At 60.7% G+C, this 20,178-nt stretch carries 25 protein-coding genes; all 25 read left to right on the top strand.

The window, feature by feature from the left end:
- The first annotated feature begins 4 nt into the window (after positions 1-4).
- The 25 genes from rpoC (at position 5) to rpsE (ending at position 20,178) form a co-directional block, all read left to right on the top strand.
- Positions 5-4,243 (top strand): DNA-directed RNA polymerase subunit beta', encoded by a 4,239-nt coding sequence (gene rpoC / locus FAZ95_RS20225; RefSeq protein ID WP_137334068.1) that lies wholly within the window; start codon positions 5-7, stop codon positions 4,241-4,243.
- Positions 4,244-4,419: 176 nt separating this feature from the next.
- Positions 4,420-6,267, top strand: coding sequence for a DNA helicase RecQ (gene recQ / locus FAZ95_RS20220; protein ID WP_137334067.1), 1,848 nt, complete (start codon positions 4,420-4,422; stop codon positions 6,265-6,267).
- Between the two features lie 234 nt (positions 6,268-6,501).
- A complete protein-coding gene (gene rpsL / locus FAZ95_RS20215; RefSeq protein ID WP_006053290.1) occupies positions 6,502-6,882 on the top strand; it encodes a 30S ribosomal protein S12 in 381 nt (126 codons plus the stop codon).
- Between the two features lie 212 nt (positions 6,883-7,094).
- The gene (rpsG, locus tag FAZ95_RS20210) at positions 7,095-7,565 is read left to right on the top strand and encodes a 30S ribosomal protein S7 (RefSeq protein ID WP_027797954.1); all 471 of its coding nucleotides are present in this window, start codon (positions 7,095-7,097) and stop codon (positions 7,563-7,565) included.
- Between the two features lie 124 nt (positions 7,566-7,689).
- Positions 7,690-9,792, top strand: coding sequence for an elongation factor G (gene fusA, locus FAZ95_RS20205; protein ID WP_137334066.1), 2,103 nt, complete (start codon positions 7,690-7,692; stop codon positions 9,790-9,792).
- A 48-nt stretch (positions 9,793-9,840) separates the two neighbouring features.
- Positions 9,841-11,031: an elongation factor Tu gene (gene tuf, locus FAZ95_RS20200; protein WP_102645092.1), complete on the top strand. Its 1,191-nt coding sequence runs from the start codon at positions 9,841-9,843 to the stop codon at positions 11,029-11,031.
- A 137-nt stretch (positions 11,032-11,168) separates the two neighbouring features.
- Complete coding sequence (rpsJ, locus tag FAZ95_RS20195; protein ID WP_006998489.1) at positions 11,169-11,480, top strand: 30S ribosomal protein S10; 312 nt, start codon at positions 11,169-11,171, stop codon at positions 11,478-11,480.
- 200 nt (positions 11,481-11,680) lie between these two features.
- Positions 11,681-12,340, top strand: coding sequence for a 50S ribosomal protein L3 (rplC, locus tag FAZ95_RS20190; RefSeq protein WP_137334065.1), 660 nt, complete (start codon positions 11,681-11,683; stop codon positions 12,338-12,340).
- Positions 12,340-12,960: a 50S ribosomal protein L4 gene (gene rplD, locus FAZ95_RS20185; protein ID WP_136899562.1), complete on the top strand. Its 621-nt coding sequence runs from the start codon at positions 12,340-12,342 to the stop codon at positions 12,958-12,960. The genes rplC and rplD overlap by 1 nt, the downstream gene beginning before the upstream one ends.
- Positions 12,957-13,271, top strand: a complete 315-nt coding sequence (gene rplW, locus FAZ95_RS20180) for a 50S ribosomal protein L23 (protein WP_137334064.1) — start codon at positions 12,957-12,959, stop codon at positions 13,269-13,271. Before rplD ends, rplW begins: the two co-directional genes overlap by 4 nt.
- A gap of 2 nt (positions 13,272-13,273) precedes the next feature.
- A complete protein-coding gene (gene rplB / locus FAZ95_RS20175) occupies positions 13,274-14,101 on the top strand; it encodes a 50S ribosomal protein L2 (protein ID WP_137334063.1) in 828 nt (275 codons plus the stop codon).
- Between the two features lie 10 nt (positions 14,102-14,111).
- Positions 14,112-14,387, top strand: coding sequence for a 30S ribosomal protein S19 (rpsS, locus tag FAZ95_RS20170; protein ID WP_137334062.1), 276 nt, complete (start codon positions 14,112-14,114; stop codon positions 14,385-14,387).
- Positions 14,388-14,399: 12 nt separating this feature from the next.
- Entirely contained in the window at positions 14,400-14,729 is a 330-nt protein-coding gene (rplV, locus tag FAZ95_RS20165) for a 50S ribosomal protein L22 (RefSeq protein ID WP_004199272.1), read from the top strand.
- Between the two features lie 11 nt (positions 14,730-14,740).
- Positions 14,741-15,553, top strand: a complete 813-nt coding sequence (gene rpsC / locus FAZ95_RS20160; RefSeq protein WP_137334061.1) for a 30S ribosomal protein S3 — start codon at positions 14,741-14,743, stop codon at positions 15,551-15,553.
- A gap of 2 nt (positions 15,554-15,555) precedes the next feature.
- The gene (gene rplP / locus FAZ95_RS20155) at positions 15,556-15,972 is read left to right on the top strand and encodes a 50S ribosomal protein L16 (RefSeq protein ID WP_121281878.1); all 417 of its coding nucleotides are present in this window, start codon (positions 15,556-15,558) and stop codon (positions 15,970-15,972) included.
- 10 nt (positions 15,973-15,982) lie between these two features.
- The gene (gene rpmC / locus FAZ95_RS20150; protein WP_054918554.1) at positions 15,983-16,177 is read left to right on the top strand and encodes a 50S ribosomal protein L29; all 195 of its coding nucleotides are present in this window, start codon (positions 15,983-15,985) and stop codon (positions 16,175-16,177) included.
- On the top strand, positions 16,174-16,446 hold the full coding sequence (gene rpsQ / locus FAZ95_RS20145; protein ID WP_102611090.1) for a 30S ribosomal protein S17: 273 nt from the start codon (positions 16,174-16,176) through the stop codon (positions 16,444-16,446). The genes rpmC and rpsQ overlap by 4 nt, the downstream gene beginning before the upstream one ends.
- Before the next feature lie 305 nt (positions 16,447-16,751).
- A complete protein-coding gene (rplN, locus tag FAZ95_RS20140; protein ID WP_012402188.1) occupies positions 16,752-17,120 on the top strand; it encodes a 50S ribosomal protein L14 in 369 nt (122 codons plus the stop codon).
- 9 nt (positions 17,121-17,129) lie between these two features.
- On the top strand, positions 17,130-17,438 hold the full coding sequence (gene rplX, locus FAZ95_RS20135) for a 50S ribosomal protein L24 (protein ID WP_137334060.1): 309 nt from the start codon (positions 17,130-17,132) through the stop codon (positions 17,436-17,438).
- A 16-nt stretch (positions 17,439-17,454) separates the two neighbouring features.
- Positions 17,455-17,994: a 50S ribosomal protein L5 gene (gene rplE / locus FAZ95_RS20130; protein WP_006052214.1), complete on the top strand. Its 540-nt coding sequence runs from the start codon at positions 17,455-17,457 to the stop codon at positions 17,992-17,994.
- 7 nt (positions 17,995-18,001) lie between these two features.
- Positions 18,002-18,307 carry a 30S ribosomal protein S14 gene (rpsN, locus tag FAZ95_RS20125; protein ID WP_137334059.1) on the top strand — a complete coding sequence of 102 codons (306 nt, stop codon included), beginning with the start codon at positions 18,002-18,004 and terminating at the stop codon, positions 18,305-18,307.
- Positions 18,308-18,321: 14 nt separating this feature from the next.
- Positions 18,322-18,717: a 30S ribosomal protein S8 gene (gene rpsH / locus FAZ95_RS20120; RefSeq protein WP_137334058.1), complete on the top strand. Its 396-nt coding sequence runs from the start codon at positions 18,322-18,324 to the stop codon at positions 18,715-18,717.
- A 19-nt stretch (positions 18,718-18,736) separates the two neighbouring features.
- Entirely contained in the window at positions 18,737-19,267 is a 531-nt protein-coding gene (rplF, locus tag FAZ95_RS20115) for a 50S ribosomal protein L6 (RefSeq protein ID WP_137334057.1), read from the top strand.
- Positions 19,268-19,279: 12 nt separating this feature from the next.
- Positions 19,280-19,645, top strand: coding sequence for a 50S ribosomal protein L18 (gene rplR, locus FAZ95_RS20110; protein WP_137334056.1), 366 nt, complete (start codon positions 19,280-19,282; stop codon positions 19,643-19,645).
- 14 nt (positions 19,646-19,659) lie between these two features.
- The gene (rpsE, locus tag FAZ95_RS20105; protein ID WP_137334055.1) at positions 19,660-20,178 is read left to right on the top strand and encodes a 30S ribosomal protein S5; all 519 of its coding nucleotides are present in this window, start codon (positions 19,660-19,662) and stop codon (positions 20,176-20,178) included.

Below are 20,178 nucleotides of genomic sequence, written 5' to 3'. Positions count from 1 at the left end.
AGCAATGAAAGCTCTGCTCGATCTATTCAAGCAAGTCCAACAAGAAGAAGTTTTTGACGCGATCAAGATCGGTCTGGCCTCGCCTGACAAGATTCGTTCGTGGTCGTTCGGTGAAGTGAAGAAGCCGGAAACCATCAACTACCGGACGTTCAAGCCGGAGCGGGATGGTCTGTTCTGCGCGAAGATCTTCGGGCCGATCAAGGACTACGAATGCCTTTGCGGCAAGTACAAGCGCCTCAAGCACCGTGGCGTGATCTGCGAGAAGTGCGGCGTTGAAGTGACGTTGGCCAAGGTGCGCCGTGAGCGCATGGGCCACATCGAGCTGGCCTCGCCGGTCGCGCACATTTGGTTCTTGAAGTCGCTGCCGTCGCGTCTGGGCATGGTGCTCGACATGACGCTGCGCGACATCGAGCGCGTGCTGTACTTCGAAGCGTATGTGGTGATCGATCCGGGCATGACGCCGCTGAAAGCGCGCCAGATCATGACCGAAGAGGATTACTACAACAAGGTCGAGGAATACGGCGACGAATTCCGTGCCGAAATGGGCGCGGAAGGCGTGCGCGAGCTGCTGCGTGCGATCAACATCGACGAGCAAGTCGAAATGCTGCGCACCGAGCTCAAGAACACCGGCTCGGAAGCGAAGATCAAGAAGTACGCGAAGCGCCTGAAAGTGCTCGAGGCCTTCCAGCGTTCGGGCATCAAGCCCGACTGGATGGTGCTCGAAGTGCTGCCGGTGCTGCCGCCGGAACTGCGTCCGCTCGTGCCGCTCGACGGCGGCCGTTTCGCGACGTCGGACCTGAACGATCTCTATCGCCGCGTGATCAACCGTAACAACCGGTTGAAGCGTCTGCTCGAGTTGAAGGCGCCTGAAATCATCGTCCGCAACGAAAAGCGGATGCTGCAGGAAGCCGTCGATTCGCTGCTCGACAACGGCCGTCGCGGCAAGGCGATGACGGGTGCGAACAAGCGCCCGCTGAAGTCGCTCGCCGACATGATCAAGGGCAAGGGCGGCCGCTTCCGTCAGAACCTGCTCGGTAAGCGTGTCGACTACTCGGGCCGTTCGGTCATCGTGGTGGGTCCGACGCTGAAGCTGCACCAGTGCGGTCTGCCGAAGCTGATGGCGCTCGAGCTGTTCAAGCCGTTCATCTTCAACAAGCTCGAAGTGATGGGCGTCGCGACGACCATCAAGGCGGCGAAGAAGGAAGTCGAAAACCAGACGCCGGTCGTGTGGGACATCTTGGAAGAGGTGATCCGCGAGCACCCGGTGATGCTGAACCGTGCGCCGACGCTGCACCGCCTCGGCATTCAGGCTTTCGAGCCGGTGCTGATCGAAGGCAAGGCAATCCAGCTGCACCCGCTCGTCTGCGCGGCGTTCAACGCCGACTTCGACGGCGACCAGATGGCTGTCCACGTGCCGCTGTCGCTTGAAGCGCAGATGGAAGCGCGCACGCTGATGCTGGCGTCGAACAACGTCCTGTTCCCGGCGAACGGCGATCCGTCGATCGTGCCGTCGCAGGATATCGTGCTCGGCCTCTACTACGCGACGCGTGAAGCGGTGAACGGCAAGGGCGAAGGTCTGTCGTTCACGGGCGTGTCGGAAGTGCTGCGTGCGTACGAGAACAAGGAAGTCGAGCTCGCCTCGCGCGTCAACGTGCGGATCACCGAAATGGTCCGCAACGAAGACACGTCGGAAGGCGCGCCGGAATTCGTGCCGAAGATCTCGCTGTACGCAACGACGGTCGGCCGCTCGATCCTGTCGGAAATCCTGCCGCCGGGCCTGCCGTTCTCGGTGCTGAACAAGCCGCTGAAGAAGAAGGAAATCTCGCGCCTGATCAACACGGCGTTCCGCAAGTGCGGTCTGCGCGCGACGGTGGTCTTCGCCGACCAGCTGATGCAGTCGGGCTTCCGCCTGGCGACGCGCGCCGGCATTTCGATCTGCGTCGACGACATGCTCGTGCCGCCGCAGAAGGAAACGATCGTCGGCGACGCCGCGAAGAAGGTGAAGGAATACGACCGTCAGTACATGTCGGGTCTCGTCACCGCGCAGGAGCGCTACAACAACGTGGTCGACATCTGGTCGGCGACCTCGGAAGCGGTCGGCAAGGCGATGATGGAGCAGCTGTCGACGGAGCCGGTGATCGACCGCGACGGCAACGAAACGCGCCAGGAATCGTTCAACTCGATCTACATGATGGCCGACTCGGGCGCCCGGGGTTCGGCGGTGCAGATTCGTCAGCTGGCCGGTATGCGCGGCCTGATGGCGAAGCCGGACGGCTCGATTATCGAAACGCCGATTACCGCGAACTTCCGTGAAGGTCTGAACGTGTTGCAGTACTTCATCTCGACCCACGGCGCGCGTAAGGGTCTGGCTGATACGGCACTGAAGACGGCGAACTCGGGTTACCTGACGCGTCGTCTGGTCGACGTGACGCAGGATCTCGTCGTGGTCGAAGACGATTGCGGCACGAGCCAAGGCGTGGCGATGAAGGCGCTGGTCGAAGGCGGTGAAGTCGTCGAAGCGCTGCGCGACCGGATTCTCGGCCGCGTCGCGGTGGCTGACGTCGTCAACCCAGAATCGCAAGAGACGCTGTACGAAGCGGGCTCGCTGCTCGATGAAACGGCGGTCGAAGAGATCGAACGCCTCGGCATCGACGAAGTGCGCGTTCGCACGCCGCTCACCTGCGAAACGCGCTATGGCCTGTGCGCAGCCTGCTATGGCCGCGACCTCGGCCGCGGCTCGCTCGTGAACGTCGGCGAAGCGGTCGGCGTGATCGCGGCGCAGTCGATCGGTGAGCCGGGCACGCAGCTGACGATGCGTACGTTCCACATCGGTGGCGCGGCATCGCGTGCGGCGGTGGCTTCGTCGGTTGAAGCGAAGTCGAACGGTACGGTGCGTTTCACGGCGACGATGCGCTACGTGACGAATGCGAAGGGCGAGCAGATCGTCATCTCGCGTTCGGGCGAAGCGATGATCACCGACGACCACGGCCGCGAGCGCGAACGTCACAAGGTGCCGTACGGCGCCACGCTGTTGCAGCTCGACGGCGCGCAGATCAAGGCAGGTACGCAGCTGGCCACGTGGGACCCGATGACGCGTCCGATCATCACCGAGTACGGCGGTACGGTGAAGTTCGAAAACGTCGAGGAAGGCGTGACGGTCGCCAAGCAGATCGACGACGTGACGGGCCTCTCGACGCTCGTCGTGATCGACGTGAAGCGCCGCGGCTCGCAGGCTTCGAAGAGCGTGCGTCCGCAGGTGAAACTGCTCGACGCGAGCGGCGAGGAAGTGAAGATCCCGGGCACCGAGCACTCGGTGCAGATCGGCTTCCAGGTCGGCGCACTGATCACGGTGAAGGACGGTCAGCAAGTGCAGGTCGGTGAAGTGCTCGCACGTATCCCGACCGAATCGCAGAAGACGCGTGACATTACCGGTGGTCTGCCGCGCGTGGCCGAGCTGTTCGAAGCGCGTTCGCCGAAGGACGCCGGCATTCTGGCGGAAGTCACGGGTACGGTGTCGTTCGGCAAGGACACGAAGGGCAAGCAGCGTCTCGTCATCACGGACCTCGAGGGCAACCAGCACGAGTTCCTGATCGCGAAGGAAAAGCAGGTCCTGGTGCACGATGGTCAAGTCGTCAACAAGGGCGAAATGATCGTCGACGGTCCGGCCGATCCGCACGACATCCTGCGCCTACAGGGTATCGAGGCGCTGTCGCGCTACATCGTGGACGAAGTGCAGGACGTGTACCGTCTGCAAGGCGTGAAGATCAACGACAAGCACATTGAAGTGATCGTGCGTCAGATGCTGCGCCGCGTGCAGATCGTCGACAACGGCGATACGCGTTTCATCCCGGGCGAACAAGTCGAGCGGTCAGACATGCTCGACGAGAACGACAAGATGACCGCGGAAGACAAGCGTCCGGCGTCGTACGACAACGTGCTGCTCGGTATCACGAAGGCGTCGCTGTCGACCGACTCGTTCATCTCGGCTGCATCGTTCCAGGAAACGACGCGCGTGCTGACCGAGGCGGCGATCATGGGTAAGCGCGACGATCTGCGTGGCCTGAAGGAAAACGTGATCGTCGGCCGTTTGATTCCGGCCGGTACGGGTCTCGCGTTCCACAAGGCACGCAAGAGCAAGGAAGCTTCGGATCGCGAGCGTTTCGATCAGATCGCTGCGGAAGAAGCGTTCGAGTTCGGCACGCCGGAAAGCCCGGCTGCCGAACCGCAGCAATCGGCGGAGTAAGTTTGGGCGGTGCAAGCCGCTTGACTGCTTAGCTTGGAAAGCCGCTCAGTTTCGACTGAGCGGCTTTTTTCTTTTTTGCAGGCTGAATGGCTAACGTTGCCGATTAACGCGTTTTGCGCGCCGGTGCGTTGGTAAAATTCGTTGCACCTGCACTTCGCTGCCTGTCTTAAGCATTCATGTCCCGCGCCCTCGAAATCCTCAACGAAACTTTCGGTTATCCCGCCTTCAGAGGGCAGCAGGGCGATATTGTCGAGCACGTCGCCGGCGGAGGCGATTGCCTCGTGTTGATGCCCACCGGCGGCGGTAAATCGCTTTGCTACCAGATCCCGTCACTCGTACGGCGCGAAGCCGGGCTCGGCGCCGGCATCGTGGTTTCGCCGTTGATCGCGCTGATGCAGGATCAGGTGGCCGCGCTCACTGAACTTGGCGTGCGGGCGGCGTATCTGAATTCGACGCTGTCCGGCGCCGAGGCCGCCGCCACCGAGCGCGCGCTGCGCGACGGCGATATTGATCTCCTTTATGTCGCGCCGGAACGGCTCATGACGCCGCGCTTTCTCGATCTGCTCGAGCGCGCGCGCATCGGGCTCTTTGCGATCGATGAAGCCCATTGCGTGTCGCAATGGGGGCACGATTTCCGCCCCGAGTACATCCAGCTTTCCGTGCTGCACGAGCGGTTTCCGTCGGTGCCGCGCATCGCGCTCACCGCCACCGCCGACGCGATCACGCGCGACGAAATCGTCCACCGCCTCGCGCTCGATGACGCGCGCATTTTCGTGTCGAGCTTCGATCGCCCGAATATTCGCTATCGAATCGTCGAGAAGGACAACGCGCGCGCTCAGTTGCTCGACTTCATTCGCGCAGAACACACGAACCCGGAAGGCACGACGGATGCCGGCGTCGTCTACTGCCTGTCGCGCCGTAAGGTCGAGGAGACTGCCGAGTGGCTAAAGGGGCAGGGCATCCGGGCGCTGCCTTATCACGCGGGCATGGAGTTCGAGATCCGCCAGCGGCATCAGGAGATGTTCCAGCGCGAAGAGGGCATCGTCATGTGCGCGACGATCGCCTTCGGTATGGGCATCGATAAGCCGGACGTGCGCTTTGTCGCTCACTTGGATCTGCCGAAGAGCGTCGAGGGGTACTACCAGGAAACGGGGCGCGCGGGCCGCGACGGTCTGCCCGCCAACGCGTGGATGGCGTACGGTCTTGGCGACGTCGTGCAGCAGCGCAAGATGATCGATGAGTCGGACGCCGACGATGCGCACAAACGCGTGCAGACCGGCAAGCTCGATGCGCTGCTCGGCCTTTGCGAGGCCGCTGCCTGCCGCCGCGTGCGCCTTCTGGCCTACTTTGGCGAAGCCAGCGAGCCGTGCGGCAATTGCGATACTTGCCTCGAGCCGCCGGCGTCGTGGGACGCCACGCGCGAAGCGCAGATGGCGCTCTCGTGCGTGTTCCGCGCTCAGCGCGCGAGCGGTTTTCATTTCGGCGCCGGGCATCTGATCGACATCCTGCGCGGCAACCGAAACGAGAAGATCCTTCAGCGCGGCCATGAAAGCCTCAGTACCTTCGGCATCGGCGCGAGCCTGTCCGAACCCGAGTGGCGCGCGATTTTCCGTCAATTGGTCGCGTTCGGCTATCTGGCGGTCGATCACGAGGGATTCGGCTCGCTCGTGCTCACCGAGGCGAGCAAACCCGTGCTCAAAGGTGAGGAGAAGGTCACGTTGCGGCGCTACGTGAAGCCGACGCGCACGCGCCAATCGTCGAGCCGTACCGGCGAGCGGGCCGACCCGACTGCCGGCATGGGCCCGCGCGAGCGTGCCCGGTGGGAGCGCCTGCGCGCGTGGCGTACCGAAACCGCCAAGAGTGACGGCGTGCCGGCCTACGTCATCTTTCACGACGCGACGCTCGCCGAAATTGCGCGTAGCGGCCCCGATACCATCGACGATCTTCGCCACATTCCCGGCATCGGTGCGCGCAAGCTCGATCGCTTCGGCGAGGAACTGCTCGACGTCGTCGCGGCGGACTGACGACGGTCCTCTTGACCGAAGCCGGGCGACTCGCCCGTCAGCCGCTCCCGATCCGCTGCAAACTATTGACGCAGTTGGCATTTTCCGAATATGATGCTGGGTTCCGGTTCTTGGCATGCTAGGTCGAGGGGTAAACTCGCGCACCGGCAGTCGAGGCAGGAAGTTCGATACGCATCAGTGACCGCTTTGCCCGGAAATGGATGCGTCGATTTTGTTCAATTTCAGGAATAAACAATGCCAACCATCAATCAATTGGTTCGCAAAGGCCGCACGTCGGAAACGACGAAGAGCAAGAGCCCGGCCTTGCAGGACTGCCCCCAGCGTCGCGGCGTGTGCACCCGTGTGTACACCACGACGCCGAAAAAGCCGAACTCGGCACTTCGTAAGGTCGCGAAGGTGCGCCTGACGAACGGCTTCGAAGTCATTTCGTACATCGGTGGTGAAGGCCACAACCTGCAGGAACACTCGGTCGTGCTGATTCGCGGCGGCCGTGTGAAGGACTTGCCGGGTGTGCGTTACCACATGGTTCGCGGCTCGCTGGATACCCAGGGCGTCAAGGATCGTAAGCAGGCTCGCTCGAAGTACGGTGCGAAGCGTGCCAAGGCTGGCAAGTAAGCAGCCTCTTCGTATGGCTGCTTAGCGATGCCCGCAAGGCAATCGAGAGTGGTCAAGTAGTCAAAGGCGGTGGTGCCGGATTCGCCGGTGCTGTCGAGTAAGTGGTCACCCGGCCAAGCTGGTTAGTCGTAAAGATGGATCGGGTTAGTTGGTGGCCGCGGGGCGATAGAGCTTCGGCTCAGAGCTCCAACTGAAAAATCAAAGGAAGAAACATGCCGCGTCGTCGCGAAGTCCCCAAGCGGGAAGTGTTGCCGGATCCGAAGTTCGGTAACGTTGATGTTGCTAAATTCATGAACGTGCTGATGCTCTCAGGCAAGAAGTCGGTTGCCGAGCGTATCGTGTACGGCGCTTTCGAACAGATCCAGACCAAGGGTGGCAAGGACCCGCTGGAAGTGTTCACTGTCGCGCTCAACAACGTGAAGCCGGTGGTCGAAGTGAAGAGCCGCCGCGTTGGTGGTGCGAACTATCAGGTTCCGGTCGAAGTGCGTCCGTCGCGTCGTATGGCATTGGCGATGCGTTGGTTGCGCGAGGCTGCGAAGAAGCGTAGCGAAAAGTCGATGGCGTTGCGCCTGGCTGGTGAACTGACCGAAGCGGCCGAAGGCCGTGGCGGTGCGATGAAGAAGCGCGATGAAGTTCACCGGATGGCAGAAGCCAACAAGGCGTTCTCGCATTTCCGTTTCTAAGCCCTCGAACCCAGAGGCAACGGAAAAATATCCGGGCGGGTGCGCTTATCGGCGCCTCGCCCGTTTGTGTTAGGGCGCGAAAACTATATGCATACTTTTCGCGTCATCCCAATAGAGGATCAAAGTGGCTCGTAAGACACCTATCGAGCGCTACCGTAATATCGGTATTAGCGCTCACATCGACGCCGGCAAGACGACGACGACCGAGCGCATCCTGTTCTACACCGGCGTGAACCACAAGATTGGTGAAGTGCACGACGGCGCAGCAACGATGGACTGGATGGAGCAGGAGCAAGAGCGCGGCATCACCATCACGTCCGCTGCTACGACGGCCTTCTGGAAGGGTATGGGTGGCAACTACCCGGAACACCGCATCAACATCATCGACACCCCGGGCCACGTCGACTTCACGATCGAAGTGGAGCGTTCGATGCGCGTGCTCGACGGCGCGTGCATGGTTTACTGCGCAGTGGGCGGCGTGCAGCCGCAGTCGGAAACGGTGTGGCGCCAGGCTAACAAGTACAAGGTGCCCCGTCTCGCGTTCGTCAACAAGATGGACCGTACCGGCGCGAACTTCTTCAAGGTCTACGATCAGCTGAAGACCCGCCTGAAGGCGAACCCGGTCCCGGTCGTGGTGCCGATCGGCTCGGAAGAGACCTTCAAGGGCGTCGTCGATCTGCTCGAGATGAAGGCGATCATTTGGGACGAAGCGTCGCAAGGCACGAAGTTCGACTACGTCGACATTCCGGCTGAGCTCATCGACACCTGCAACGAGTGGCGCGAGAAGATGGTCGAGTCCGCCGCCGAAGCGAGCGAAGAGCTGATGGAAAAGTACCTCGGTGGCGAGACGCTGTCCCGCGCCGAGATCGTCAAGGCGCTGCGCGACCGTACGATCGCTTGCGAAATCCAGCCGATGCTGTGCGGTACCGCGTTCAAGAACAAGGGCGTGCAGCGCATGCTCGACGCCGTGATCGACTTCCTGCCGTCGCCGGTCGACATTCCGCCGGTCAAGGGTGAACTGGAAAGCGGTGAATCGGCTGAGCGCAAGGCGTCGGACGACGAGAAGTTCTCGGCGCTCGCATTCAAGATCATGACCGACCCGTTCGTCGGCCAGCTGATCTTCTTCCGCGTGTACTCCGGTGTGGTCAACTCGGGCGACACGCTGCTGAATTCGACCAAGGACAAGAAGGAACGTCTGGGCCGTATTCTGCAGATGCACGCGAACCAGCGCGAAGAAATCAAGGAAGTGCGCGCCGGCGACATCGCAGCAGCCGTGGGCCTGAAGGAAGCGACGACGGGCGACACGCTGTGCGACCCGCAGCACCCGATTGTGCTCGAGCGCATGGTGTTCCCGGAGCCGGTGATCTCGCAGGCCGTCGAGCCGAAGACGAAGGCTGACCAGGAAAAGATGGGCCTGGCGCTGAACCGTCTGGCTCAGGAAGATCCGTCGTTCCGCGTGCAAACGGACGAAGAATCGGGCCAAACCATTATTTCGGGCATGGGCGAACTGCACCTCGAAATTCTGGTTGACCGGATGAAGCGTGAGTTCGGCGTGGAAGCGACCGTCGGCAAGCCGCAGGTGGCATACCGCGAGACGATCCGCAGCACGGCCTCGGACGTGGAAGGCAAGTTCGTCAAGCAGTCGGGCGGTCGCGGCCAGTACGGTCACGCGGTCATCACGCTCGAGCCGAACGAACAAGGCAAGGGCTACGAGTTCCTCGACGAGATCAAGGGTGGTGTCATTCCGCGTGAATACATCCCGGCGGTCGACAAGGGTATCGCCGACACGCTCAAGAGCGGCGTGCTGGCAGGCTTCCCGGTCGTCGACGTGAAGGTTCATCTGACGTTCGGTTCGTACCACGACGTTGACTCGAACGAAAACGCGTTCCGCATGGCCGGTTCGATGGCGTTCAAGGAAGCAATGCGCCGTGCGAACCCGGTGATCCTCGAGCCGATGATGGCCGTGGAAGTGGAAACGCCGGAAGACTACATGGGCAACGTGATGGGCGACCTGTCGGGCCGTCGCGGCATCATCCAGGGCATGGAAGACATGGTTGGCGGCGGCAAGATTCTCCGTGCCGAAGTGCCGTTGTCGGAAATGTTCGGCTACTCCACGTCGCTGCGTTCGGCAACGCAAGGCCGCGCTACGTACACGATGGAGTTCAAGCATTACGCTGAAGCGCCGCGTAACGTTTCCGAAGCGATCATCAGCGCGAAGTCGAAGTAATCATTCGGCAAGTCATTCACCGAACAACTTTTTTGAAAGAAGAGAATCATGGCTAAAGGTAAATTCGAACGGACCAAGCCGCACGTGAACGTCGGCACGATCGGTCACGTTGATCATGGCAAGACCACGCTGACGGCAGCAATCACGACGGTGCTGACGGCGAAGTTCGGCGGCGAAGCGAAGGCGTACGACCAGATCGACGCGGCGCCGGAAGAAAAGGCGCGCGGCATCACGATCAACACGGCGCACGTCGAGTACGAGACGGCCAACCGCCACTACGCGCACGTTGACTGCCCGGGCCACGCTGACTACGTGAAGAACATGATCACGGGTGCCGCGCAGATGGACGGCGCGATCCTGGTGTGCTCGGCCGCCGACGGCCCGATGCCGCAAACGCGTGAGCACATCCTGCTGGCGCGTCAGGTTGGCGTGCCGTACATCATCGTGTTCCTGAACAAGTGCGACATGGTGGACGACGCCGAGCTGCTCGAGCTGGTGGAAATGGAAGTGCGCGAGCTGCTGTCGAAGTACGACTTCCCGGGCGACGACACGCCGATCATCAAGGGTTCGGCCAAGCTGGCGCTGGAAGGCGACAAGGGCGAGCTGGGTGAAGTGGCGATCATGAACCTGGCCGACGCGCTGGACACGTACATCCCGACGCCGGAGCGCGCGGTGGATGGCGCGTTCCTGATGCCGGTGGAAGACGTGTTCTCGATCTCGGGCCGCGGCACGGTGGTGACGGGTCGCGTGGAGCGCGGCGTGGTGAAGGTCGGCGAGGAAATCGAAATCGTCGGTATCAAGCCGACGGTGAAGACGACCTGCACGGGCGTGGAAATGTTCCGCAAGCTGCTGGACCAAGGTCAAGCGGGCGACAACGTGGGTATTCTGCTGCGCGGCACGAAGCGTGAAGACGTGGAGCGTGGCCAGGTTCTGGCCAAGCCGGGTTCGATCACGCCGCACACGCACTTCACGGCTGAAGTGTACGTGCTGAGCAAGGACGAAGGCGGCCGCCACACGCCGTTCTTCAACAACTATCGCCCGCAGTTCTACTTCCGTACGACGGACGTGACGGGTTCGATCGAGTTGCCGAAGGACAAGGAAATGGTGATGCCGGGCGACAACGTGTCGATCACGGTGAAGCTGATTGCGCCGATCGCGATGGAAGAAGGTCTGCGCTTCGCCATCCGCGAAGGTGGCCGTACCGTCGGCGCAGGTGTCGTCGCTAAGATCATCGAGTAAAATCGCTGGTTTGCTGTGGCAGTAAGCAGTAGAAGTGGTGCCCGGGGTTGGGCGCGCGCTCCCGCGAGAGCGCCCAACCTCACGTTCTTTTTTAATCCGGCGGTGCAAGACCGCCTCGCTCTTTCCAAGGAAACGTCATGCAAAACCAGAAAATCCGCATTCGCCTGAAAGCATTCGACTATCGTCTGATCGATCAATCGGCAGCCGAAATCGTCGATACGGCAAAGCGGACTGGCGCAATCGTTCGTGGTCCGGTGCCCCTGCCGACCCGCATCCAACGTTTTGACATCCTGCGTTCGCCGCACGTCAACAAGACGTCGCGCGATCAGCTCGAAATCCGCACCCACCAACGCCTGATGGACATCGTCGATCCGACGGACAAGACCGTCGACGCGCTGATGAAGCTCGACCTGCCGGCCGGCGTGGACGTGGAGATCAAGCTGCAATAAGGCTTTCAGGCGCCGCCGGCTCATGCCGATGGCGCTAAGTCATTGATTGCTTGCGGAAAACGAAAAGCCTCGCTATAATGCAAGGCTTTTCGCGCATTTGCGTAAAAAAGTCGGTGATTTGGCTCGTGCAATTGGGCTGAAAATCGCCGGCAATTTTGTAAATTAGCCCCGACCAATCGCAGTCGGGAATGGAGAAAACGATGAGCCTTGGACTCGTAGGTCGCAAGGTTGGCATGACCCGTATCTTCACGGCTGAAGGGGATTCGATTCCCGTCACCGTGCTGGACGTGTCCGACAACCGCGTGACGCAGATCAAGACTGTTGAAACGGATGGTTATACCGCCGTTCAAGTTGCATTCGGTGAGCGTCGTGCTTCGCGCGTGACGAAGCCGCTGGCAGGTCATCTCGCCAAAGCCGGTGTTCAAGCCGGTGAAGTCCTCAAAGAATTCAAGATCGATGCCGCCAAGGCTGCCGAGCTTTCCGCCGGCGCCGTGATCGGTGTCGACCTCTTCGAAGTCGGCCAGAAAATCGACGTGCAAGGCGTGTCGATCGGTAAAGGCTATGCCGGTACCATCAAGCGCTACAACTTCAGCTCGGGCCGCGCTTCGCACGGTAACTCGCGTTCGCACAACGTGCCTGGCTCGATCGGTATGGCGCAGGATCCGGGCCGTGTGTTCCCGGGTAAGCGCATGACCGGTCACATGGGTGACGAGACGGTGACGGTGCAGAACCTCGAAATCGCTCGCATCGACGCTGAACGCAAGCTGCTGCTGGTCAAGGGTGCCGTTCCGGGTGCTAAGGGCGGCAAGGTTTTCGTGACGCCGGCTGTCAAGGCGCGTGCCGTGAAAGGAGCGAAATAATGGAACTTAAGCTCCTGAACGCAAACGGTCAGGAAGGTGCAGGTGTGACCGCGTCGGACGCAGTGTTCGGCCGCGACTACAACGAAGCGCTGATCCACCAGATCGTGGTGGCTTACCAAGCCAATGCACGCAGCGGCAACCGCGCGCAGAAGGACCGTGAGCAAGTCAAGCACACGACCAAGAAGCCGTGGCGTCAAAAGGGTACGGGCCGTGCTCGTGCCGGTATGTCGTCGAGCCCGTTGTGGCGCGGCGGTGGTCGCATCTTCCCGAACTCGCCGGAAGAAAACTTCTCGCACAAGGTCAACAAGAAGATGCATCGCGCAGGTCTCTGCTCGATCTTCTCGCAGCTGGCCCGCGAAGGCCGTCTGTCGGTCGTCGAGGACATCATCCTCGAAGCGCCGAAGACCAAGCTGCTGGCTGAAAAATTCAAGGCCATGGGTCTCGATTCCGTGCTGGTCATCACCGACACGGTCGACGAGAACCTCTACCTCGCGTCGCGCAACCTCGCCCACGTGGCGGTTGTCGAGCCGCGTTACGCCGACCCGCTCTCGCTGATCTACTTCAAGAAAGTCCTGATCACGAAGGCAGCGGTCGCCCAGATCGAGGAGTTGCTGTCATGAGCGAGATTCGCAAGAACGATCATCGTTTGATGCAGGTCCTGCTCGCGCCGGTGATCTCCGAAAAGGCGACGCTGGTGGCCGACAAGAACGAGCAAGTCGTGTTCGAAGTCGCGCCCGATGCCACGAAGCAGGAAGTGAAGGCTGCGGTCGAACTGCTGTTCAAGGTGGAAGTCGATTCCGTCAACGTTCTGAACGTGAAAGGCAAGGTCAAGCGTAACCGCTTTGGCATGGGCCGCCGTAAGGACGTGAAGAAGGCGTACGTCTGCCTGAAGCCCGGCCAGGAAATCAACTTTGAAGCGGAGGCCAAGTAATCATGGCAATCGTGAAAGTTAAGCCGACCTCGCCGGGTCGCCGCGCGATGGTGAAGGTGGTCAACAAGGATCTGCATAAGGGCAAGCCGTTTGCGCAGCTGCTCGAGCCGCAGAGCAAGGCTGCCGGCCGTAACAACAACGGTCACGTGACGACGCGCCACCAAGGCGGCGGTCACAAGCAGCACTACCGTGTCGTCGACTTCCGTCGCACGAAAGACGGCATTCCGGCCAAGGTCGAGCGTCTCGAGTACGACCCGAACCGTAGCGCGAACATCGCGCTCGTGCTGTACGCCGACGGCGAACGTCGCTACATCATCGCGCCGAAGGGCGTCGTGGTGGGCCAACAGCTGATGTCCGGTTCGGAAGCGCCGATCAAGGCAGGCAACACGCTGCCGATCCGCAACATTCCGGTCGGTACGACGATCCACTGCATCGAGATGCTGCCGGGCAAGGGCGCGCAAATGGCGCGTTCGGCTGGTACGTCGGCCATGCTGCTGGCTCGCGAAGGTGTCTACGCGCAGGTCCGTCTGCGTTCGGGCGAAATTCGCCGCGTGCACGTCGAGTGCCGCGCGACGATCGGTGAAGTGGGCAACGAAGAGCATAGCCTCCGTCAAATCGGTAAGGCTGGCGCGAACCGCTGGCGCGGTATCCGTCCGACGGTGCGTGGCGTTGCAATGAACCCGGTCGATCACCCGCACGGCGGTGGTGAAGGCAAGACGGCAGCAGGTCGCGATCCGGTGAGCCCGTGGGGCACGCCGACGAAGGGCTATCGCACCCGCAGCAACAAGCGCACGACGACGATGATCGTCCAGCGCCGTCACAAGCGTTAAGGAGTAGGCAATGGCACGTTCAATCAAAAAAGGTCCGTTCTGCGACGCCCATTTGCTGAAGAAAGTTGAGGCGGCTGCAGCTTCGCGCGACAAGAAGCCAATCAAGACTTGGTCGCGTCGCTCGACGATCCTCCCGGATTTCATCGGTCTGACGATCGCCGTTCACAACGGCCGTCAACACGTTCCGGTGTACATCTCGGAAAACATGGTCGGCCACAAGCTTGGCGAGTTCGCATTGACCCGCACGTTCAAGGGTCACGCAGCCGACAAGAAGGCCAAGAAATAAGGGGCAATCAAGATGGAAGTGAAAGCAATTCATCGCGGTGCCCGCATCTCGGCGCAGAAGACGCGCCTTGTGGCTGACCAGATCCGCGGTCTGCCGGTCGACAAGGCGCTGAACGTTCTGACGTTCTCGCCGAAGAAAGCGGCTGGCATCGTGAAAAAGGTTGTGCTGTCGGCAATCGCGAATGCGGAGCACAACGAAGGCGCCGATATCGACGAGCTCAAGATCAAGAGCATCTACGTCGACAAGGCTGCATCGCTCAAGCGTTTCACCGCGCGCGCCAAAGGCCGCGGCAACCGCATTGAGAAGCAATCCTGTCACATCACTGTGACGGTCGGGAATTAAGGGGTCATACGATGGGACAGAAAATTCATCCGACTGGCTTCCGTTTGGCCGTCAGCCGCAATTGGGCGTCGCGTTGGTACGCGAACAACAACAATTTCGCGGCGATGTTGCAGGAAGACATCGGTGTTCGTGAATACCTGAAGAAGAAGCTGAAGAACGCTTCGGTTGGCCGCGTCGTCATCGAGCGTCCGGCGAAGAACGCTCGCATCACGATTTTCAGCTCGCGTCCGGGTGTCGTTATCGGCAAGAAGGGCGAGGACATCGAACTGCTGAAGTCCGAGCTGCAAAAGCGCATGGGCGTTCCGGTTCACGTGAACATCGAAGAAATCCGCAAGCCGGAAACCGATGCTCAACTGATCGCCGATTCGATCACGCAACAGCTCGAGCGCCGGATCATGTTCCGCCGCGCGATGAAGCGTGCGATGCAAAACGCGATGCGTCTTGGCGCCCAAGGCATCAAGATCATGAGCGCCGGCCGTCTGAACGGTATCGAAATCGCTCGTACCGAGTGGTATCGCGAAGGCCGCGTGCCGCTGCACACGCTGCGTGCGGACATCGACTACGCAACCTCGGAAGCGAAGACGACGTACGGCATCATCGGCGTCAAGGTGTGGGTCTACAAGGGCGATACCCTGGGCCGCAACGACGCGCCGGTGGTGGAAGAAGTCGCTGAAGAAAAGCGTCCGCGCCGCAACGCACGTCCGGGTGGCGATCGCCGTCCGCGTCGTGATGGCGAAGGTGCGCCGGCAGGTGCTCGTCGCGGTGGCCCGCGTCGTAGCGGTGGTGCTGGCGGCGCCGGCGGCGACGGCAAGACTGGAGAATAACGATGCTGCAACCGAAACGCAGGAAGTATCGCAAAGAGCAGAAGGGTCGTAACACCGGTATCGCGACGCGCGGCAACGCCGTGTCGTTCGGTGAGTTCGGCCTGAAGGCTATCGGTCGTGGCCGTCTGACCGCGCGTCAAATTGAAGCGGCGCGTCGTGCAATGACGCGTCACATCAAGCGCGGTGGCCGCATCTGGATTCGCATTTTCCCGGACAAGCCGATCTCGCAAAAGCCGGCCGAAGTGCGGATGGGTAACGGTAAGGGTAACCCTGAGTACTACGTCGCCGAGATTCAACCGGGCAAGATGCTGTACGAAATGGACGGCGTAACCGAAGAACTGGCGCGTGAGGCGTTCCGTCTGGCTGCAGCGAAGCTGCCGCTGAAGACGACCTTCATCGTGCGTCAGCTCGGCGCCTAAGGAGCAAATGATGAAGGCTTCCGAACTTCACCAGAAAGACAAGGCCGCGCTCGACAAAGAGCTGTCGGACCTTTTGAAGGCGCAATTCGGCCTGCGCATGCAACTCGCGACTCAGCAGCTCACGAACACGAGCCAGCTGAAGAAGGTTCGTCGCGACATCGCACGTGTGCGGACCGTCCTGACTGAGAAGGCGAACCAGAAATGAACGATAGCGTAAAAACCTCGCTCAAGCGGACGCTGGTCGGCAAGGTCGTCAGCAACAAGATGGACAAGACTGTCACCGTGCTGGTCGAGCACCGCGTGAAGCACCCGATCTACGGGAAGTATGTCGTTCGCTCGAAGAAGTACCACGCGCATGACGACGCGAACACGTACAACGAGGGCGACCTCGTTGAAATCCAGGAAACCCGTCCGATCTCGAAGACGAAAGCCTGGACCGTGTCCCGCCTGGTCGAAGCCGCCCGCGTCATCTAAGACTGCGGCAGCTTGAGTAGTAGAAGTAGTTGAAATCGCAGTAGATTTCGCTTGCAAGACCGAGATTATTTGTTATAATCTCGGTCTTCCCTCTTTATGGGAGCCCCGTCGCGGGCGAAGTTGGTGGGGGAAGCGGATGGGCGCCATGCCTCTCCGAAGGATTCACCTGATTGCGATGGCGGGTTTCGTTTGCCGTCGCTGCTGTTCTGACCCAAGCAGCTGAGCAATGCAGTACGGCTGACGGGACCAAGACTGACCGGATGCGCCATGGTGGTGCAATCGGATTAAGTTGGGAAAGATAAACCATGATCCAGACCGAAACTCGGCTTGAAGTGGCCGACAACACGGGTGCGCGTGAAGTCATGTGCATCAAGGTGCTCGGCGGCTCGAAGCGTCGTTACGCCAACATCGGCGACATCATCAAGGTGAGCGTCAAAGAGGCAACGCCGCGCGGGCGCGTGAAGAAAGGCGAGATTTACAACGCCGTGGTGGTTCGCACCGCCAAGGGCGTGCGCCGTCAAGACGGCTCGCTGATCAAGTTCGATGGCAACGCCGCCGTGCTTTTGAATACCAAGCTTGAGCCCATCGGCACCCGCATTTTCGGGCCGGTCACGCGTGAGCTGCGTAGCGAACGATTCATGAAGATCGTTTCGCTGGCGCCGGAAGTGCTGTAAGGAGTCGCGATGAACAAGATTCGCAAGGGTGACGAAGTGATCGTCATCACCGGCAAGGACAAGGGCAAGCGCGGTGTCGTGCTGGCTGTTGGCGAAGATCGTGTGACGGTCGAGGGTGTCAACCTCGTCAAAAAGCACGTGAAGCCGAACCCGATGAAGGGTACGACGGGCGGCGTGGAAGCCAAGACGATGCCGCTGCATATTTCGAACGTCGCTCTGGTCGACGCGAATGGCAAGGCCTCGCGTGTGGGCATCAAGGTCGAGGGCGACAAGAAAGTTCGCTTCCTGAAAACGACCGGTGCCGAGCTGAGCGCCTGACGCTGCGGAGTAAAAAATGGCTCGTTTGCAAGAATTTTATAAAGAGAAGGTTGTACCCGGCCTCATCGAGAAGTTCGGTTACAAGTCCGTGATGGAAGTGCCGCGCATCACCAAGATCACCCTGAACATGGGTCTTGGCGAAGCCGTCGCTGACAAGAAGATCATCGAAAACGCCGTTGGCGACCTGACGAAGATCGCCGGCCAGAAGCCTGTCATTACGAAGGCTCGCAAGGCAATCGCCGGCTTCAAGATCCGTCAAGGTTATCCGATCGGTGCGATGGTCACGCTGCGCGGCCAGGCAATGTACGAATTCCTCGATCGTTTCGTGACGGTTGCGCTGCCCCGCGTGCGCGACTTCCGCGGCGTGTCGGGTCGTGCGTTCGACGGTCGTGGCAACTACAACATCGGTGTGAAAGAGCAGATCATTTTCCCCGAAATCGATTACGACAAGATCGACGCGCTGCGTGGGCTGAACATCAGCATCACGACGACCGCGAAGACCGACGACGAAGCAAAGGCTCTGCTCGCCAGCTTCAAGTTCCCGTTCAGAAACTGAGGTTACCGTGGCTAAACTGGCACTGATCGAACGTGAAAAGAAGCGCGCCCGCCTTGCGGCGAAGTTCGCACCGAAGCGCACCGCGCTGAAGGCGATCATCGACGACCAAAGCAAGTCGGAAGAAGAGCGCTATGCAGCTCGTCTGGAATTGCAACAACTGCCGCGTAACTCGAATCCGACCCGCAAGCGCAACCGCTGCGCAATCACGGGCCGTCCGCGTGGCACGTTCCGCAAATTCGGCCTGGCGCGTAACAAGATTCGTGAAATCGCATTCCGCGGCGAGATCCCTGGCCTGACCAAGGCGAGCTGGTAATAGGAGAAACATAAATGAGCATGAGTGATCCTATCGCCGATATGCTGACTCGCATCCGCAACGCGCAGATGGTCGAGAAGGTTTCGGTGACGATGCCCTCGTCGAAAGTCAAGGTTGCGATTGCGCAGGTCCTGAAGGACGAAGGCTATATCGATGGTTTCGCGGTGAAGTCGGAAGGCGCGAAATCGGAATTGAACATTGCATTGAAGTACTACGCTGGCCGTCCGGTCATCGAGCGCCTCGAGCGCGTCTCGAAGCCTGGTCTGCGCGTGTACCGCGGTCGTAACGAGATCCCGCAGGTCATGAATGGCCTTGGCGTGGCGATCGTTTCGACGCCCAAGGGTGTGATGACGGATCGCAAAGCGCGCGCCACTGGCGTGGGCGGCGAAGTCATCTGCTACGTCGCTTAAGGCCGAAGGGGAGAGAAACATGTCTCGAGTAGGTAAAAGCCCGATCGCGCTGGAAGGCGCCGAGGTGACCCTGAGCGACGCCCTGATTACGATCAAGGGCAAGCTGGGCACGATCTCGCAAGCTGCGAACAAGCTGGTGAAGGTGGTGAACGACAACGGCACGCTGAAGTTCGAGCCGGTTGACGAAAGCCGCGAAGCAAACGCGATGTCGGGCACGATGCGCGCAATCGTTGCGAACATGGTGAACGGCGTCAACAAGGGTTTCGAGCGCAAGCTGACGCTGGTTGGCGTTGGTTATCGTGCGCAAGCGCAAGGCGACAAGCTGAACCTGTCGCTGGGTTTCTCGCACCCGGTGGTGCACCAGATGCCGGAAGGCGTGAAGGCTGAAACCCCGTCGCAAACGGAAATCGTGATCAAGGGGATCGACAAGCAGAAGGTCGGCCAAGTAGCGGCGGAAGTGCGCGGCTACCGTCCGCCTGAGCCCTACAAGGGCAAGGGTGTGCGCTATGCCGACGAGGTCGTGATCCTCAAAGAAACGAAGAAGAAGTAAGGGTGCGCAATCATGGATAAGACTCAATCTCGCCTGCGCCGCGCTCGCCAGACGCGTATCAAGATCGCTGAATTGCAAGTCGCGCGCCTTGCTGTGCACCGCACGAACACGCATATCTATGCACAAGTGTTCTCGCCGTGCGGCACCAAGGTGCTCGCCAGCGCATCGACGCTCGAAGCCGAAGTGCGTGCGGAACTCGCCGACAAGTCGGGCAAGGGCGGCAACATCGCTGCTGCGACCCTGATCGGCAAGCGTATCGCAGAAAAGGCCAAGGCCGCCGGTGTCGAATCCGTCGCCTTCGACCGCTCGGGTTTCCGCTACCACGGCCGCGTGAAAGCGCTGGCTGATGCCGCGCGCGAAGCCGGGCTCAAGTTCTAAGGGAAGAATTCGTCATGGCAAAGATGCAAGCGAAAGTTCAGGCTGACGAACGCGACGACGGCCTTCGCGAAAAAATGATTTCGGTCAACCGCGTGACCAAGGTCGTGAAGGGTGGCCGTATTCTCGGCTTCGCCGCACTGACCGTGGTTGGCGACGGCGATGGCCGCGTCGGTATGGGCAAGGGCAAGGCGAAGGAAGTGCCGGTCGCTGTCCAGAAGGCGATGGAACAAGCCCGCCGCAACATGTTCAAGGTGCCGCTCAAGAACGGCACGCTGCAGCACGAAGTGCACGGCAAGCACGGCGCATCGACGGTTCTCCTCGCTCCGGCGAAGGACGGTACCGGCGTGATCGCCGGCGGCCCGATGCGCGCAGTGTTCGACGTGATGGGCGTGCAGAACGTTGTGGCGAAGAGCCACGGTTCGACGAACCCGTACAACCTCGTCCGTGCAACGCTCGACGGCCTGCGCAAGCAGTCCACCCCGGGCGACATCGCGGCGAAGCGCGGCAAGTCCGTCGAAGATATTTTGGGCTAA

The sequence above is a fragment of the Trinickia violacea genome (genome assembly GCF_005280735.1).
GTDB classification, from domain to species: domain Bacteria; phylum Pseudomonadota; class Gammaproteobacteria; order Burkholderiales; family Burkholderiaceae; genus Trinickia_A; species Trinickia_A violacea.
Note: the sequence above shows the minus strand (reverse complement) of the source record. Positions and strands in the feature narration are given on the sequence as shown.

Coding starts and splice junctions, on each gene's coding strand:
- rpoC (WP_137334068.1), top strand. CDS start 5: ATGAAAGCTCTGCTCGATCTATTCAAGCAAGTCCAACAAGAAGAAGTT.
- recQ (WP_137334067.1), top strand. CDS start 4,420: ATGTCCCGCGCCCTCGAAATCCTCAACGAAACTTTCGGTTATCCCGCC.
- rpsL (WP_006053290.1), top strand. CDS start 6,502: ATGCCAACCATCAATCAATTGGTTCGCAAAGGCCGCACGTCGGAAACG.
- rpsG (WP_027797954.1), top strand. CDS start 7,095: ATGCCGCGTCGTCGCGAAGTCCCCAAGCGGGAAGTGTTGCCGGATCCG.
- tuf (WP_102645092.1), top strand. CDS start 9,841: ATGGCTAAAGGTAAATTCGAACGGACCAAGCCGCACGTGAACGTCGGC.
- rpsJ (WP_006998489.1), top strand. CDS start 11,169: ATGCAAAACCAGAAAATCCGCATTCGCCTGAAAGCATTCGACTATCGT.
- rplC (WP_137334065.1), top strand. CDS start 11,681: ATGAGCCTTGGACTCGTAGGTCGCAAGGTTGGCATGACCCGTATCTTC.
- rplD (WP_136899562.1), top strand. CDS start 12,340: ATGGAACTTAAGCTCCTGAACGCAAACGGTCAGGAAGGTGCAGGTGTG.
- rplW (WP_137334064.1), top strand. CDS start 12,957: ATGAGCGAGATTCGCAAGAACGATCATCGTTTGATGCAGGTCCTGCTC.
- rplB (WP_137334063.1), top strand. CDS start 13,274: ATGGCAATCGTGAAAGTTAAGCCGACCTCGCCGGGTCGCCGCGCGATG.
- rpsS (WP_137334062.1), top strand. CDS start 14,112: ATGGCACGTTCAATCAAAAAAGGTCCGTTCTGCGACGCCCATTTGCTG.
- rplV (WP_004199272.1), top strand. CDS start 14,400: ATGGAAGTGAAAGCAATTCATCGCGGTGCCCGCATCTCGGCGCAGAAG.
- rpsC (WP_137334061.1), top strand. CDS start 14,741: ATGGGACAGAAAATTCATCCGACTGGCTTCCGTTTGGCCGTCAGCCGC.
- rplP (WP_121281878.1), top strand. CDS start 15,556: ATGCTGCAACCGAAACGCAGGAAGTATCGCAAAGAGCAGAAGGGTCGT.
- rpmC (WP_054918554.1), top strand. CDS start 15,983: ATGAAGGCTTCCGAACTTCACCAGAAAGACAAGGCCGCGCTCGACAAA.
- rpsQ (WP_102611090.1), top strand. CDS start 16,174: ATGAACGATAGCGTAAAAACCTCGCTCAAGCGGACGCTGGTCGGCAAG.
- rplN (WP_012402188.1), top strand. CDS start 16,752: ATGATCCAGACCGAAACTCGGCTTGAAGTGGCCGACAACACGGGTGCG.
- rplX (WP_137334060.1), top strand. CDS start 17,130: ATGAACAAGATTCGCAAGGGTGACGAAGTGATCGTCATCACCGGCAAG.
- rplE (WP_006052214.1), top strand. CDS start 17,455: ATGGCTCGTTTGCAAGAATTTTATAAAGAGAAGGTTGTACCCGGCCTC.
- rpsH (WP_137334058.1), top strand. CDS start 18,322: ATGAGCATGAGTGATCCTATCGCCGATATGCTGACTCGCATCCGCAAC.
- rplF (WP_137334057.1), top strand. CDS start 18,737: ATGTCTCGAGTAGGTAAAAGCCCGATCGCGCTGGAAGGCGCCGAGGTG.
- rplR (WP_137334056.1), top strand. CDS start 19,280: ATGGATAAGACTCAATCTCGCCTGCGCCGCGCTCGCCAGACGCGTATC.
- rpsE (WP_137334055.1), top strand. CDS start 19,660: ATGGCAAAGATGCAAGCGAAAGTTCAGGCTGACGAACGCGACGACGGC.